Source organism: Sphingomonas oryzagri, from assembly GCF_029906645.1.
GTDB classification, from domain to species: domain Bacteria; phylum Pseudomonadota; class Alphaproteobacteria; order Sphingomonadales; family Sphingomonadaceae; genus Solisphingomonas; species Solisphingomonas oryzagri.
The window spans coordinates 892779-907274 of the sequence record NZ_JARYGZ010000001.1; the positions used below are offsets into that span (position 1 = coordinate 892779).

The 14496-nt window shown below is 68.8% G+C and carries 16 protein-coding genes; 8 read left to right on the forward strand and 8 right to left on the reverse strand.

The annotated features are described in order from the left end of the window. Positions 1–3: 3 nt before the first annotated feature. Complete coding sequence (locus QGN17_RS04205; RefSeq protein WP_281043260.1) at positions 4–1899, forward strand: XrtA/PEP-CTERM system amidotransferase; 1896 nt, start codon at positions 4–6, stop codon at positions 1897–1899. Between the two features lie 3 nt (positions 1900–1902). Here QGN17_RS04205 and QGN17_RS04210 read toward each other — a convergent pair whose 3' ends face one another. The 3 genes from QGN17_RS04210 to fmt are packed head-to-tail and all read right to left on the reverse strand — an operon-like array spanning position 1903 to position 3993. Next, entirely contained in the window at positions 1903–2292 is a 390-nt protein-coding gene (locus tag QGN17_RS04210; RefSeq protein WP_281043261.1) for a DUF1801 domain-containing protein, read from the reverse strand. Positions 2293–2347: 55 nt separating this feature from the next. Next, positions 2348–3091 carry a tRNA pseudouridine(38-40) synthase TruA gene (gene truA, locus QGN17_RS04215; protein ID WP_281043262.1) on the reverse strand — a complete coding sequence of 248 codons (744 nt, stop codon included), beginning with the start codon at positions 3089–3091 and terminating at the stop codon, positions 2348–2350. After that, complete coding sequence (gene fmt, locus QGN17_RS04220) at positions 3088–3993, reverse strand: methionyl-tRNA formyltransferase (RefSeq protein ID WP_281043263.1); 906 nt, start codon at positions 3991–3993, stop codon at positions 3088–3090. The genes truA and fmt overlap by 4 nt, the downstream gene beginning before the upstream one ends. A gap of 53 nt (positions 3994–4046) precedes the next feature. Here fmt and recR point away from each other — a divergent pair, with 53 nt between their 5' ends. The 7 genes from recR (at position 4047) to QGN17_RS04255 (ending at position 9516) form a co-directional block, all read left to right on the forward strand. Continuing rightward, complete coding sequence (gene recR / locus QGN17_RS04225; RefSeq protein ID WP_281043264.1) at positions 4047–4643, forward strand: recombination mediator RecR; 597 nt, start codon at positions 4047–4049, stop codon at positions 4641–4643. Positions 4644–4717: 74 nt separating this feature from the next. Next, complete coding sequence (def, locus tag QGN17_RS04230; protein WP_281043265.1) at positions 4718–5254, forward strand: peptide deformylase; 537 nt, start codon at positions 4718–4720, stop codon at positions 5252–5254. 63 nt (positions 5255–5317) lie between these two features. Next, on the forward strand, positions 5318–6715 hold the full coding sequence (gene rmuC / locus QGN17_RS04235) for a DNA recombination protein RmuC (RefSeq protein ID WP_281043266.1): 1398 nt from the start codon (positions 5318–5320) through the stop codon (positions 6713–6715). A 68-nt stretch (positions 6716–6783) separates the two neighbouring features. Next, on the forward strand, positions 6784–6945 hold the full coding sequence (locus QGN17_RS04240; protein ID WP_281043267.1) for a hypothetical protein: 162 nt from the start codon (positions 6784–6786) through the stop codon (positions 6943–6945). Then, on the forward strand, positions 6945–7613 hold the full coding sequence (locus QGN17_RS04245) for a DUF969 domain-containing protein (protein ID WP_281043268.1): 669 nt from the start codon (positions 6945–6947) through the stop codon (positions 7611–7613). The genes QGN17_RS04240 and QGN17_RS04245 overlap by 1 nt, the downstream gene beginning before the upstream one ends. Then, positions 7610–8521, forward strand: coding sequence for a DUF979 domain-containing protein (locus QGN17_RS04250; RefSeq protein WP_281043269.1), 912 nt, complete (start codon positions 7610–7612; stop codon positions 8519–8521). The genes QGN17_RS04245 and QGN17_RS04250 overlap by 4 nt, the downstream gene beginning before the upstream one ends. Then, entirely contained in the window at positions 8518–9516 is a 999-nt protein-coding gene (locus QGN17_RS04255; protein WP_281043270.1) for a DUF2891 domain-containing protein, read from the forward strand. The genes QGN17_RS04250 and QGN17_RS04255 overlap by 4 nt, the downstream gene beginning before the upstream one ends. Here QGN17_RS04255 and QGN17_RS04260 read toward each other — a convergent pair. From QGN17_RS04260 to QGN17_RS04280, 5 genes are all read right to left on the reverse strand, one after another. Then, positions 9506–9817, reverse strand: a complete 312-nt coding sequence (locus QGN17_RS04260) for a PilZ domain-containing protein (protein WP_281043271.1) — start codon at positions 9815–9817, stop codon at positions 9506–9508. The genes QGN17_RS04255 and QGN17_RS04260 overlap by 11 nt on opposite strands. 64 nt (positions 9818–9881) lie before the next feature. After that, entirely contained in the window at positions 9882–11132 is a 1251-nt protein-coding gene (locus QGN17_RS04265) for an N-succinylarginine dihydrolase (protein ID WP_281043272.1), read from the reverse strand. Next, positions 11119–12078, reverse strand: coding sequence for an arginine N-succinyltransferase (locus QGN17_RS04270; protein ID WP_281045135.1), 960 nt, complete (start codon positions 12076–12078; stop codon positions 11119–11121). Before QGN17_RS04270 ends, QGN17_RS04265 begins: the two co-directional genes overlap by 14 nt. Positions 12079–12131: 53 nt before the next feature. Continuing rightward, entirely contained in the window at positions 12132–13337 is a 1206-nt protein-coding gene (locus QGN17_RS04275; RefSeq protein ID WP_281043273.1) for a hydrolase, read from the reverse strand. Positions 13338–13391: 54 nt separating this feature from the next. After that, entirely contained in the window at positions 13392–14483 is a 1092-nt protein-coding gene (locus QGN17_RS04280; protein ID WP_281043274.1) for a DUF481 domain-containing protein, read from the reverse strand. Positions 14484–14496 lie beyond the last annotated feature (13 nt).

Consider the following 14496-nt stretch of genomic DNA (forward strand, 5'->3'; position numbering starts at 1 on the left):
TCCATGTGCGGCATCGCCGGCATCTTCCATCTGGAAACCCCCAAGCCGGTCGATCCGGCGCGGGTGAGGCAGATGCTCGGCGCGCTCGCCCATCGCGGGCCGGACGGGGAAGGGGTGTGGACCGCGCCCGGCGTCGGACTCGGGCAGAACCGCCTCGCCATCATCGATCTCGCTACCGGGCAACAGCCGATGCACTCGGCGGACGGCAAGCTCACCGTCGTGTTCAACGGCGAGATCTACAATTACCGCGAGCTGCGCGTCGACATGGAGACGTGGGGCGCCGAGTTCCGCACCCAGTCCGACACCGAGGTGATCCTGCACGGCTGGCGGCGCTGGGGGCCGGCCTGCCTCGATCACTTCACCGGCATGTTCGCCTTCGCCTTGTTCGATGCGGACCAGCAATGCCTGTTCATGGCGCGCGACCGGCTGGGGGTGAAGCCGCTCTATTACACCGAGCTGCCCGACGGGGCGGTGCTGTTCGGTTCCGAGCTGAAGGCGCTGCTCGCGCACCCGCGCCTGCGTCGATCGCCCGATCTGTCGGCGGTCGAGGATTTCCTCGGCCTGGGCTACGTGCCGGACGACGCCTGCATCGTAGCCGGTGTGAAGAAGCTGCCCGCCGGCCACCACATGACGCTGCGGCGCAACCATCGCCTGCCGGAGCCGCAGCGCTGGTGGGACTTGGGCTTCCCCGCCGATGCCAAGGGATCGGTCAAGGATCTCGAACACCAGCTGACCGATTACATGCGGATGGCGGTGCGATCGCGCATGGTGTCGGACGTGCCGCTCGGCGCCTTCCTGTCGGGCGGAGTGGACTCGTCCAGCGTCGTGGCGTTGATGGCCGAGGCCAGCCGCTCGGCGGTGGAGACCTGCTCGATCGGCTTCGATCAGCCCGATCTCGACGAGACCAGCCACGCCCGCCTCGTTGCCGAACGTTTCGCCACCCATCATCGCGAGCGGATCGTGTCGCCCGACGATTTCGGGCTGATCGATACGCTGGTCCATCATTTCGACGAGCCCTTCGCCGACGCATCCGCATTGCCCATGTACCGGGTGTGCGAACTGGCGCGTGAGCGGGTGACGGTGGCGCTGTCCGGCGACGGCGCGGACGAGGCGCTCGGCGGGTATCGCCGCCATCGTTTCTTCGTGGCCGAGAACCGGGCGCGGGGCCTGCTCGGCAATCAGATGAGCGGGCGGGTGTTCGGCGCGCTCGGCCGGGCCTACCCCAAGGCGGACTGGGCGCCGCGCCCCTTGCGCGCCAAGTCCACCTTCGAGGCGCTTGCCCGATCGCCGGAGGAGGCCTATGCCCGCGCCATCGGCTTCACCGCGCCCGAAATCCGCGCGCGTCTGTTCACGCCCGAGGCAACGCGCACGCTCGGCGGGCACCGGGCCGAGGCGCGGATCGAGACGGCGATGCGCAACGCACCCGCCACGGACTGGCTCGGCCGCGCGCAATATGCCGACATGACGATCTGGATGCCGGGCGACATCCTGACCAAGGTCGACCGGATGAGCATGGCCGTCAGCCTGGAAGCGCGCGAGCCTTTGCTCGATCACAAGCTGCTCGCCTTCGAGGCGAGCCTGCCCCAGCCGATGCGGCTGCGCGGTGGGCAGGGCAAGTGGCTGATGAAGCATGCCATGCGCCGCTATCTGCCCGAGGACATCCTCTATCGCCCCAAGATGGGCTTCGTGACGCCGATCTCGGCGTGGTTCCGCGGGCCGCTGGCCGGCGAGGCCGATCGTATAGCGGGTGGCGCGGCGCTGGCGAATACGGGCTGGTTCCGTCCCGACGAGCTTCGCCGCGTCGCCAACGAGCACCGCACCGGGCGCGCGGATCACGGGCGCCTGCTGTGGCAGCTGCTGATGCTCGACAAGTCGCTGACGCGGCTGTTCGGGGCGTAACCCTCAGCGCTTTTGGGTGTTGAGCGCGATCGCGGCGCGGATCATCGCCTTGAACGCCTCCTCGTCGATCGGTTCGCCTTCCGCGATGTCGATCGCGCGGCGCGTGCCGCCATCCAGGCTGGCGTTGAACAGGCTGGTGCTGTCGGTCAGCGCCGCACCCTTCGCGAAGGTCACCTTCAGCTTGTTCCGATAGCTTTCCCCGGTGGCGATCATGCCGGCGTGCGACCAGGCTATGACACCCAGAGGATTGGTCGGCTTGCGCCACTTGATCTCTTCGATCACGTCGGGATCGGCCTCGCGTACCCATGCGCGAAGGCGGGACAGCACCTCGCCGCGCCAATCGCCGAGCGAGGCGATCTTGGCGTCGACCGAAGCGTCTGGTTCGTCGGTCATCCTCTGCTCCCTGTCATTCGCATCCCCATTGTCGAGAGCTTCCGCTCGTCGCGCGCTAGGCGGGGTAGAGCGCCTCCACGAAATACAGCCCGTCCGGCGGTGCGTTCAACCCCAGCTCGGCGCGGTCCTTCGCCTCGAGCGCGGAGGTCACGTCGTCTGCCGACCACTTGCCCTGGCCGACCAGCGCCAGGCATCCGACCATCGATCGCACCTGATGGTGAAGGAAGGAGCGCGCCGCCGCCTCGATCGCGATGCCGCCCTCGACGCGTCGCACGTCGAGCCGGTCGAGCGTCTTGACCGGGCTGTCCGACTGGCAGTGGACCGATCGGAAGGTGGTGAAGTCATGCAGCCCCACCAGCCGCTGCGCCGCCTCGTGCATCGCCCCTGCATCGAGCGGCGGTGCCACCCGCCACGCCTTGCCGGCCTCCAGTACCAGCGGCGCCCTGCGCTCGGCGATGCGGTAGATGTAGCGACGGCCGAGGCAGGAGAAGCGGGCGTGCCAGTCGTCCGCCACCACCTCGCAGGCGACGATCGCTACCGGATTGGGGCGCATCCGGGCATTCAGGGCCTCCATCAGTCGGAAAGGGGTGATCGGCTTCTCTATGTCGACATGCGCGGCCATGGCCGTGGCGTGGACCCCGGCATCGGTGCGCCCGGCGGCATGGACGGCCTGGGTCTCGCCGGTGACGAGGGTGACGGCTTCCTCGATCGCCTGCTGCACGCTCGGCCCGTGTGCCTGCCGCTGCCAGCCCATGAAGGGGCGGCCGTCGAATTCCACCGTCAGCTTGAAGCGGGTCACGCCAGCACGCTGCCCTTCGGAATGGCGAAGCCGCGGAGCAGCTCGGATGCCGCCATGGCGCCCCGGCCGGCGCGCTTCACCGTCAGCGGACGGATCGCGCCGGAGCCGCAGGCGATCAGCAGCGCGTCATCGATCGCCTCGCCGGGGTCTCCGGTGCCGTCTGCCGGTGTCGCGGCGAGGATCTGGATCCGCTCGCTGGCGAACTCGAAGAAGGCTCCGGGCATGGGATTGAACGCGCGCACCTGCCGTTCGACCGCCTCCGCGCTCTGCCCGAAATCGATCTTCGCCTCGGCCTTCTCGATCTTGGCGGCATAGGTGATGCCCTCGTCGGGCTGGGCCTGGGGCGGATAGGTGTCCGGCTCGGCGAGCACCTGCACCATCAGCCGGGCGCCCAGTTCCGCCAGTTCGCTCGTGAGATCGCCTGCCGTCTTGCCGTCGATCGGCGTGCGCCCTTCCAACCGCACCGGTCCGGTATCGAGGCCCTTTTCCATCTGCATGATGCCGACGCCTGTCTCCCTGTCCCCGGCGAGGATCGCGCGCTGCACCGGCGCGGCGCCGCGCCAGCGCGGCAGCAGCGAGCCGTGGACGTTGAGGCAGCCGAACCTCGGCGCCTCCAGCACAGGCACCGGCAGGATCAGGCCGTAAGCGGCCACCACCGCGACATCGAGGCCGAGCGCCGCGAACGCCGCCTGTTCGTCCGCATCGCGCAGCGTGAGTGGGGAGCGCACCTCCAGCCCCAGCGCCTCGGCCCGCTTATGCACCGGCGAGGGCTGCACCGCCTTGCCCCGCCCGGCGCGCCTCGGCGGCTGGGTATAGACGGCGGCGATGTCGTGCCCGGCCCCATGCAACGCATCGAGCGTCGGCACGGCGAAATCGGGCGTTCCCATGAAGGCGATGCGCATCCTGCCCCTCAAGCGCTTGGCAAGCCCCAGCGCAAGCCCATATGCATGTCCGCATGGCTTCCCCCGAAATCGAGGCGCTCACCCAGGCGCTGGCCCGCCTCCCCGGATTGGGGCCGCGTTCGGCCCGCCGCGCCGTCCTCCACCTGCTCAAGAAGCGCGAGACGGCGCTGACGCCGCTGCTGCGCGCGCTGGAGACAGTGAACGAGCGGCTCTCCACCTGCTCGACCTGCGGCAATGTCGATACGTCGGATCCGTGCGCGATCTGCGCCGATCCGCGCCGCGACCAGCGCTCGCTCTGCGTGGTGGAGGAGGTGGCCGATCTCTGGGCACTGGAGCGCTCGCGCCTGTTTCCGGGGCGCTTCCATGTGCTGGGTGGCCGGCTTTCGGCGCTGGAGGGGGTGCGGCCGGAGGATCTGTCGGTCGATCGGCTCGTCGCGCGGGTTTCGGGTGGCGGGATCGACGAGGTGGTGCTCGCCACCAACGCGACGCTGGAGGGGCAGACCACCGCCCACTACATCGCCGAGCGGCTGGAGAGTTTTCCGATCCGCCTGACGCGCCTCGCCCATGGCCTGCCGGTGGGCGGCGAGCTGGACTATCTGGACGAAGGTACGCTGGCGCAGGCGTTGCGCGCGAGGCGGCCGATCGACTAGCCCGCACGCGCGTCGATCACCGTGATCGAGACGGTTCGCTTGACCTTGCCGGTCGTGCTACATAGCTGCGCATCATGGCCATTCTTCCGATCATCGAAATCCCCGATCCGCGCCTGCGGCAGATCTCCAAGCCGGTCGAGATGTTCGACGCCGAACTGCAGACGCTGATCGACGACATGTTCGAGACGATGTACGACGCGCCGGGCATCGGCCTCGCCGCGATCCAGGTCGGCGTGCCGCTGCGCCTGCTGGTGATCGACCTGCAGGAGAGCGCCGAGGGGTCCGACGAGCCGGGTCCGAAGAACCCGCGCGTGTTCATCAACCCGGAATTCTCCGATCCGTCAGACGATCTGAACATCTATACCGAGGGCTGCCTGTCGATTCCGGATCAGTATGCCGATGTCGAGCGCCCGGCGACGGTGCGGGCGAAATGGCTCGATCGCGACGGCAAGGCGCATGACGAGCTGATCGACGGGCTGCTCGCGACCTGCCTGCAGCACGAGATGGATCATCTCGAAGGCATCGTCTTCACCGACCATCTCTCGCGCATGAAGCGGGATATGCTGCTGAAGAAGCTGGAGAAACAGCGCAAGCAGAAGCGCGCCGCATAACTCGCGCTTGCGCCGTAGGATTTCGCCTGTTACGTTCCCCCTTCGTTCCAATCGGAGGGGTGCGTGGAGCCTGTCGTCGCTGTTTTGATCGCCTGCATCACGCTGGTCGTCGGCCTGATCGCCGGATGGTTGCTGGCGTCGCGCAGCGTCGCGCCGCTGAAGGCGGAGCGCGATCGGCTCGACGAGCGTAGCCGCGCGGCGGAGACGGCGAAGGCCGCCGCCGAGGAGCGGGCCAGCGCCGCGCCCTTGCTGCGTACCACCCTCGACGAAGTGACGAAGGAACGCGATTCGGCGTTGCGCGATCTCGCGTCCGAACGCGCCGCCGCCGGCCAGCGCGCCGAGGCGTTCGAGCTGCGGCTGGCCGAGTTGCGCGAGGCGAAGGACGCGCTGTCGGCCCAGTTCAGCGAGATCGGCGGCAAGATCCTCGGTGAGGCCCAGAAGGCCTTTCTCGAGCGCGCCGACCAGCGGTTCGCGCAGGCCGACGAGCGCTCGGGCGAGCGGCTGAAGGCGCTGCTGAAGCCGGTCGAGACGACGCTCAAGCGGTACGAGGAGAATGTCGGCAAGATCGAGCGCGAGCGCACCGAGGCCTATGGCAACCTCACCGGCCTGATCAGCGCGATGCGCGAGGGGCAGGAGGCGGTGCGCGGCGAAGCGGCGCGGCTGGTCAACGCGCTGCGGGCGGCGCCCAAGGCGCGCGGGCGCTGGGGCGAGCAGCAGCTGCGCAACGTGCTGGAGACTTGCGGTCTCGCCGAGCATACCGATTTCGAGATGGAGGTGTCCGTCTCCACCGAGGATGGCCGCCTGCGCCCCGATGCGGTGATCCGCGTGCCGGGCGGCAAGAGCCTCGTGATCGACGCCAAGGTGTCGCTCAACGCCTATCAGGATGCCTATGCCGCGATCGATGAGGCCGAGCGTGCGCGTTTCCTTCAGGCCCACGCCGCGGCGATGAAGGCGCATGTCACCGCGCTGTCGGCCAAGGCCTATTGGAGCCAGTTCGAGGACGCGCCCGAATTCGTCATCATGTTCGTGCCGGGCGAGCATTTTCTCTCCGCGGCGACCGACGCCGATCCGGGCTTGTGGGACTATGCCTTCCAGAAGCGCGTGCTGCTCGCCGCGCCGACCAACCTCGTGGCGCTCGCCCGCACCGTCGCGGGTGTCTGGCGACAGGAGAAACTGGCGGCCGAGGCGCGGCAGATCGGTGCGCTCGGCAAGGAGATGTACGAACGGCTCGCCAAGATCGCCAACGACATGCGCAAGGTCGGCACCGCGCTCAACAGTGCCGTCACCAACTACAACGCCTTCGCCAGTTCGCTGGAGACGCGCGCGCTGGTGACCGGCCGCAAGTTCCGCGATCTCAATATCGAGACCGGCGATCGCGAGATCGAGGCGGTGCCGCCGGTGGAGTCGCTCGCCCGCAGCCTGGTCGCGCCCGAGCAGGAGACGCAGCAGGCGGCGGAATAGCGCGGATTTCCGGGGATAAGCGGCGGTGTTTCGATTGACCTTCTCTGCCGGACCGTCTCAATAAGCCGATGGCCTGGCAGTTCCGGATCGATCGTGGCAACCGCTTCACCGGAATCGTTGCCGGCGATCCGCAGGCGGTGATGCGGAATGGGGCGCCACAGCCCGGCATGGTCGGTTCGTATGGAGATGCTGTCGTCGCGGTCCGCTGCCGACGGGTGGGCACGCGCTGATGCTGGTGCTGTCCGGCATCGCCGTCATCATCCTGGGTTTCCTGCTGCGCTTCAATCCGCTGCTGGTGGTCGCCGCGTCCGCGCTGGTGACGGGGCTGGCGGCAGGACTGAACCCGGTCGCGATTCTCGCCGCGTTCGGCCACGCTTTCAACGAGACGCGCTACGTCACGATCATCTGGATCATCCTGCCGGTGATCGGACTACTGGAACGCTTCGGCCTGCAGGAGCGCGCGCGGGCGGTGGTGGCGGGCTTCGGCCGCGCGACGGCGGGGCGCCTGCTGATCGTCTATCTGCTGTTCCGCCAGCTCACCGCCGCGATCGGGCTGACCTCGCTCGCCGGGCCCGCGCCGACCGTCCGTCCGCTGGTGGCGCCGATGGCCGAGGCGCTGGCCGAGCGTCAGGCAGGCGGTCTGGACGAGGCCACGCGCGAACGGGTGAAGGCGCTTGCGGCGGCGACCGACAATGTCGGGCTGTTCTTCGGCGAGGATATATTCCTCGCGGTCGGATCGATCCTGCTGATGAAAGGGCTGCTCCAGCAGTTCGGCATCGTGCTGGAGCCGTCCCAGCTCTCGGTCTGGGCGATCCCGAGCGCGATCACGGCCTTCCTGATCCACGGCTTCCGGCTGTGGTGGCTCGATCGCAGGCTGGCTCGGGGGACGGCGGCATGATCGGCCTGCCGTTCGTCTATGCCGTCGCGGGGGCGCTTTTCGCCGTCTACGCGGGTCTGGCGGCGTTCGACCGACGCTGGGGCAATGCCGCGCTCTGGGGCCTCGTCGCGATCAGCTTCCTGCTGGGTGACCGGCTGGGCGACATCGGCAATGGCGTGCTGGTGCTGGCGATCGTCGCCATCGCCGGCACCGGCCTGGCCCGCGCGGGAAGGCCGCGCGCGGGGGCGGAGGCGCCGCGTGGCAACGCGATCTTCCTGCCGGTGCTGATCGTGCCGGTGGTGGCACTGGTCGGCACCTTCGCGGCGCGCTGGTGGCCGGGCTGGGCGGATCCCAAGCAGGCGACGCTCGTCTGCCTGGCCATCGGCGTGCTGATCGCGCTGGCTGCGGCGGTGGCCTGGCTGCGGCCGCGCCCTGCCACACCCTTCCGTGAGGGGCTGCGGTTGATGGATTCGGTCGGTTGGGCGGCGCTGCTGCCGCAGATGCTGGCGAGCCTCGGCGCGATCTTCGCGCTGTCCGGCGTCGGCACTGTGGTGGGTGGCCTGGTCGGTGGCCTGATCCCGGACGGCAGCCTGATCGGCGCGACCATCGCCTATGGGCTTGGCATGGCGCTGTTCACGATCGTGATGGGCAACGCCTTCGCCGCCTTCCCGGTGATGATGGCGGCGGTCGGCCTGCCGCTGCTCATCCACCAGCACCATGGTGATCCGGCGATCGTCTGCGCGATCGGGATGCTGTCAGGCTTCTGCGGCACGCTGCTGACGCCGATGGCGGCGAACTTCAACATCGTCCCCGCCGTGCTGCTGGAACTCAAAGACCGCAACGGCGTGATCCGCGCGCAGGCGCCGACCGCCTTGCCGCTGCTCCTCGTCAATATCCTCCTGATCTGGTGGCTGGCTTTTCCGAGATGACCACTGTTGAAACCGCATCCCGTTTCGCGCGCCTGACGCTTGGCCATATCGGCCAGGAATATCCCAACATGCTGATGCACATGCTGGCCGGGCCGGAGGATGTGCGGACGCCGTCCGAGCTGCACCCGATCTTCTACGGCAGCTTCGACTGGCACAGCTGCGTGCATGGCTGGTGGCAGCTGCTGAGGCTGCGTCGGCTGTTTCCGGACATGGCCGAGGCGCCTGAGATTGCCGCGCGGGCCGACGCGATGCTGGTGCCGGAGAAGGTGGCGGGCGAACTCGCCTATCTCGCGCGGCCGACGTCACGCGGGTTCGAGCGGCCCTATGGCTGGGCGTGGCTGCTCGCGCTGCACGGCGAGGCGGCGCGGCACGATGCGGGCTGGGCATCGGCGCTGGAGCCGCTGGCCCGCGCCTTCGACGATCGTTTCAAGGCGCACCTCCCGCAGCTCACCTACGCGATCCGCAGCGGCGCGCATTTCAACACCGCCTTCGCGCTGGTGCTGGCGCTCGATTGGGCGCGCGAGCATGACGCCGCGCTCGCCGACCTGATCGCGGAGCGCGCGCCGGCCTGGTTCGGGGAGGATCGCGCCGCGCAGGCGTGGGAGCCGAGCGGGGACGACTTCCTCTCGCCGACGCTCACCGAGGCGCTGCTGATGAGCCGCCTGCTCGATGGGCCGGCCTTCGTGCGCTGGTTCGACGCCTTCCTGCCGGATGCGGCGGGCGGCCAGCCCGCGACGCTCTTCGCGCCCGCTTATGTTTCGGATCGCAGCGACGGCAAGATCGCGCATCTCGATGGGCTGAACCTCAGCCGTGCCTGGTGCTGGCGCGGCGTGGCGGCGGTGCTGGGCGAGGGGCATCCGGCGACGGCGGTCGCGCGGTCAGCGGCCGAACGGCATCTCGCCGCGAGCCTGACCCATGTCGAGGGGGATTATATGGGCGAACACTGGCTCGCCACCTTCGCGCTGCTGGCCCTCGAGGAACCCGTCAGCCGTTGAGGTGATGCTGGCCCTGGTTGACGAGGAACTTCTCGTCGATCGAATGATCGAAGGCGACGCCGAAGCGCGTGTCCTCGACCCAGGCGACCTTGCCCGAAACGGTGAGTTCGCCGTGGATCAGCGTGACCGTCTCGCCACGCGCCGGCGCGCGTTCGGCATCGAGCTTCGCGCCCGAATGCGAGATGTTGAGCAGGTGGACCTCGATCGTGCCGAGATCGCATTCCATCCGCGCCGTCAGCAGCAGCCGCGACCGCTTGTTGTCCCGCTTGTCCAGCGGCAGCTCGAACGCCGATGCGGCCATGCCCGCCTCCGAAAGTAAACCCGGCGCGGTGATGGCACGAAAAACCCTAAATCCGGGTTAATATCTAGATCAGCTCGCCGAGATCGAGCGCTTCCAGCAAGGCGGCGCGGGCGCGCACGGCCTCGGGCCAGCCCCCGAGCGTCCCGATCTGATCGGGTGCGACGCTTTCGGGCCAGTGCGCGGCGATCACTGCCGCGAGCCGATCGAGCCTGGTCTCATCGACCAGGAAGCGCGGATCGACCGTCGCGGGATCGCAGACCACGCGCAGCCGCAGGCAGGCGGGACCGCCGCCATTGGCCATCGATTCGCGCACGTCGACAGGGATCAGCCGCCGGATCGGTCCGTTGCCCGCGACCAGCGCCTCCAGCCACTCCCACACGCGGCCGACGCCCCGCGCTTCCGTCGGCAGGATCAGCGCCATTCCGCCTTCCGGCAACGTGACCAGCTGGGCGTTGAACAGATAGCTGGCGATGGCGTCTTCGAGGCTCACCGCCTCGGCCGGCACTTCGACGATCTCGACGGAGGGCAGGCGCTCGCGCAGATCGGCGAAGAAGCACGCCTTGTCGGCGAAGGCGTGTTCGTGCGCGAACAGCACGCGCTCGTTGGCGACGGCAACGACGTCGTTGTGGAAGGCGCCGGCCGCGATCGCCTCGTCCGACTGGCGAACGAAGAGCGCCTCGTTCAGCCCATGGCGGCGGGCAATGGCCGCGCTGGCCTGCAGATGCTGGCGGGCGGGGAAGGGGCCGCTGGCCTCGCCATAGACGAACACCTCGACGCCGGGCGCACCGTGATGATCGCACAGGCGCATGTGATTGGCGGCGCCCTCGTCGCCGAACGGCGCGGGGACGGGGCGGTGCACCGCGAACGCCTCGTGCGCGAAGGCGAGCCTCAGCTGGGCCAGCGTGCCGGGCCATTCGTGGCTGCGATGCGGCATCGTGACGAGATTGGCGACGGTCAGGTGGCAGCGGCCATCCGCACTGTCGGGCGCGGGCGAGACGGTCGCGGCATTGGCCGCCCACATCGCCGAAGCGGAGGTCGCGGCCGGCCAGAGCGGCCCGGCGTTGGCGGCATCGGTGGCCAGACCCTCCAGCCATTCCGAATCCGGGCGCCGGTGCGGCAGCAGGATGCCCTGCGTCAGACCGAGCCGGATATTGGCGCGCATCTTCTCCAGCCCCTGCAGCGCGGCGGCGCGGGGGTGCGAGGTCTGCCCGGCATTCTTCTTCGATGCGAGATTGCCGAGGCTCAGGCCCGCATAATTGTGGGTCGGCCCGACGATGCCGTCGAAGTTGATTTCGACGAGGTCAGCGCGCGACATAGACGATCTCGTCACCGGCCGAAACGCCCAGCAGTTTCGCGCTTTCGGCATCGATCACCGCGTCGCCGTCTCTCTCCTCGATCGTGCCGTGGACGCAGACGAAATCCTCCAGCCGGCCCTTGGCGATCAGGCCCTTCTGGCCACCGGTCGCATCGGTGGCGACCAGGGTCGCGGCCTTGGCGTCCCGCACGGTGCGGATCTTGTCGGTCTGCGCGGCCATGGTCGGGCCGCCGTCGAAGATGTCGATATAGCCTTCGTGGTGGAAGCCCTCGCCCTCCAGCATCCGCATCGCGGCGCGCCCGGTGGGATGCGGCATCCCCATCACCGCGCGCGCCGTATCGGGCAGCATCGCGGTGTAGATCGGGTGCTTGGGCATCAGATCGGCGATGAACTGGTTGCCGTGGACCGCATTGAACTGGTCCGCCTCCTGAAAGCTCATGCCGAAGAACTTGCCGGCGAGGCCATCCCAGAAGGGCGATCCGCCGGCCTCGTCGATCACGCCGCGCAGCTCGGCGATCACCCGGTCGGCGAAGCGCTGGCGGTGCTGGCGGATGAACAGGTAGCGTGAGCGGGCGAGCAGGAGGCCGAGACCCCCCGCGCGCTCGCGCGGGTGGAGGAACAGGCCGCCGACCTCGGTCGTGCCCTCGTAATCGGTGGTGAGGCTCAGCATCTCGGCGCGGAAGGTGCGGCCGAGTTCCTGGCTCGCCTGGCTCAGCACGCCGATGCGGTAGCTGTAGAAGGGCCAGCGGTTGCCGATCGTCGAGAAGACCTGCCCGGTGCCGATGACCTGACCCGTCTCCACCTTCTCCAGCATCAACAGGTAGACGTCGTCGCCGGTGGTCTCCTCCGTTTTCGCGAAGGCCTGCGCCGAGCGTGTCAGCTTGGCGGCGAGCGCGTCCTTGTCGGCGGGCAGGTTGGTGAAGCCGCCGCCGGTCAGCTTCGCCATCTCGTAGAGCGAATCGAGATCGGTCGCGCGCGAGGCGCGGATGCGGAAGCCGCTCACGGACGGCCCCGCTCGGCGAGTTCGAGCAGCACGAGGGTGGACAGGCGGGCCCGTTCGGCCAGGCTCTCGACGATCAGAAATTCCTCCCCTGAATGGATGGCGCCTCCGCGGACGCCCATCGTATCGACCACGGGCACGCCGCAGGCCGCTATGTTGTTGCCGTCGCAGACACCGCCCGACGGTGCCCATGCGATAGTCTGGCCGAGCCGCGCGCCGCAATCCCTGACCAGCTCGAACAGGCGTTCGGCGGCGGGATCGAGCGGCTTGGGCGGGCGGGCGAAGCCGCCGTGGCAGTGGATATGGACGCCATGTTCGGCCGCGACCATCGCGATCGCGGCATCGAGATGCGATTGCGCGCGGGCCTGATCCTCTGGCGTCGCGGGGCGCATGTTGACGCGCAGCACCGCGTGATCGGGTACGACGTTGTTGGGGCCGCCGCCGTCGATCTTCGCCGGATTGACGGAGAGGCGCGGGCCTTTCGCCTTCGCAAGACGCAGCGCGAGATCGGCGGCCGCCAGAACCGCGTTGCGCCCGTCCTCGGGATTGCGGCCGGCATGGGCGGAGCGACCGGCGATGACGATCGAGAAATTGCCGCTGCCCGGCCGCGCGCCTGCGAGCAGCCCCTCCGGCGTCGCGGCCGGCTCATAGGTGAGCGCCGCTGCCTTGCCCTGCGCGGCGCGGGCTATCAGCGCGGCGGAGCCGTGGCTGCCGGTCTCCTCGTCCGAGTTGATCACCACCTCGTAGCCGACGCGATCGCTGAGCGGGCTGGCCTCCAGCCCCTTCAGCGCGGCGAGGATGATCGCGATGCCGCCCTTCATGTCGGCGACGCCGGGGCCGTTGATGTGGCCGTTATCCAGCGTGCGGATCGACTGGAAGGGATGATCGACGCCGAACACCGTATCCATGTGCCCGGTCAGGAGCAGCTGGACGGGCGCTTCGGGCCGGACGATCAGGTGCAGGTTGCGTCCGCGCTGGGCCGTGCGGGTGGCGCCGTCGGGCAGGATGGATTCGACCGGATCGGCTTCCAGCAGTTCCACCTCGCCCGGCAGATCCGAAAACGCATCGGCCAATCGACCGGCCACGCTCGCGAGTCCGGCGAGGTTCGCCGTGCCGCTGTTGATCGCCGCCCAATCGAGCGTCTGGTCGAGCATCGGCTGCCCGGTGGCGAGTTCGAGGCTGGCGTCGCTGTGCGATGGTGACATCCGCAACCATTAGAGCGGAGCGCGACGCGGGCCAACCCCCGCCGCTCCGCCGCCTCAGAACGAATAGACCAAGGCGGCCGCCGTGATTGTGTCGAAGCTCTTAGCCTGCCCCGGCACGTCGTCTTCGTAGGTGAGGTTGTAGGAAAGCTGGCCCTTGATCGGCCCGAACAGCTTGGTCGTGAGCGCCGTGGTCGAGGTAATGTTGGTATCGTTATGCTCGACATAGAGCGCGGAATTGTTGGTCAGTTCGATATTGCCATTGGGCTTCCAGTCGAAATTGACCGAGCCGCGGCCCGCCGGCTTGGTATCGCGCGGCTGGCCGATATAGCTGGTCTCGCGCACGGCCGGGCCGGCTTCGACGCTCAGCTTGAACTTGCTGTTCCGGGCCAGCGTATAGCCAAGGCCGACACCCTCGGTGAAGCGGTAGCGGATACCCAGGATCTCGTCGCGGTCGAACTGGCCGATGCCATAGGCATAGAGGCGATCGTCGATCTTGTATTGCGGCTGGTAGGCGGCCGTATCCTTGTCGGTCGAAAGCTGGCCGCCGCTCTTGGCGTAATCGGCGCGGGCGGACAGCGCATGGCGCCAGCGCAACCCCTCCTTGTTGAGCTTGAACGCGCCGTAGACGGCGACCGCATCGACATTGCCCTTGGTGTACGAGCCGCCGAGATCGACCTCGCCCTTCCAGTTGTCGAGGAAGGTGGCGGCGGCCAGCGCCTCGGCCTTGGCGCGCGCGTCGGCCGCCTGCTTCTCGGCGATCTGCGCGGCATTCTTGGCGGCGAGCGCGTCGATCTGCGGGCCGCCGTCCGGATATTGTTCGCGGGCCGCCTTCTCCACTGCGGCGAAGGTGGCGGCATCGTGCGTGCCGATCGCCTGCTCCAGCACGGCGCGCGCGGCGGGGGGCAGCGCCACCGCATTGGGGCTGGGCGGCGGCGGGAGGTAGAGGGTGAGCAGCGCGGGCGGTGCCTCGCCATCGGGTGCGTCGAACGATCCGCTCTTCGGCGGCGGGGCGAGCCAGATGATCGGGGGCAGCGGTTCCGGTTCCGTGACGGGGAGGACGACCGGCGCCGGTTCCGTCACCGGTGCGTGGGCGATCGCGGCCGTCGCGCTCGATGCCAGGCACAGGATCAGGACGCGAGACAACATGCGCGAAATTCCC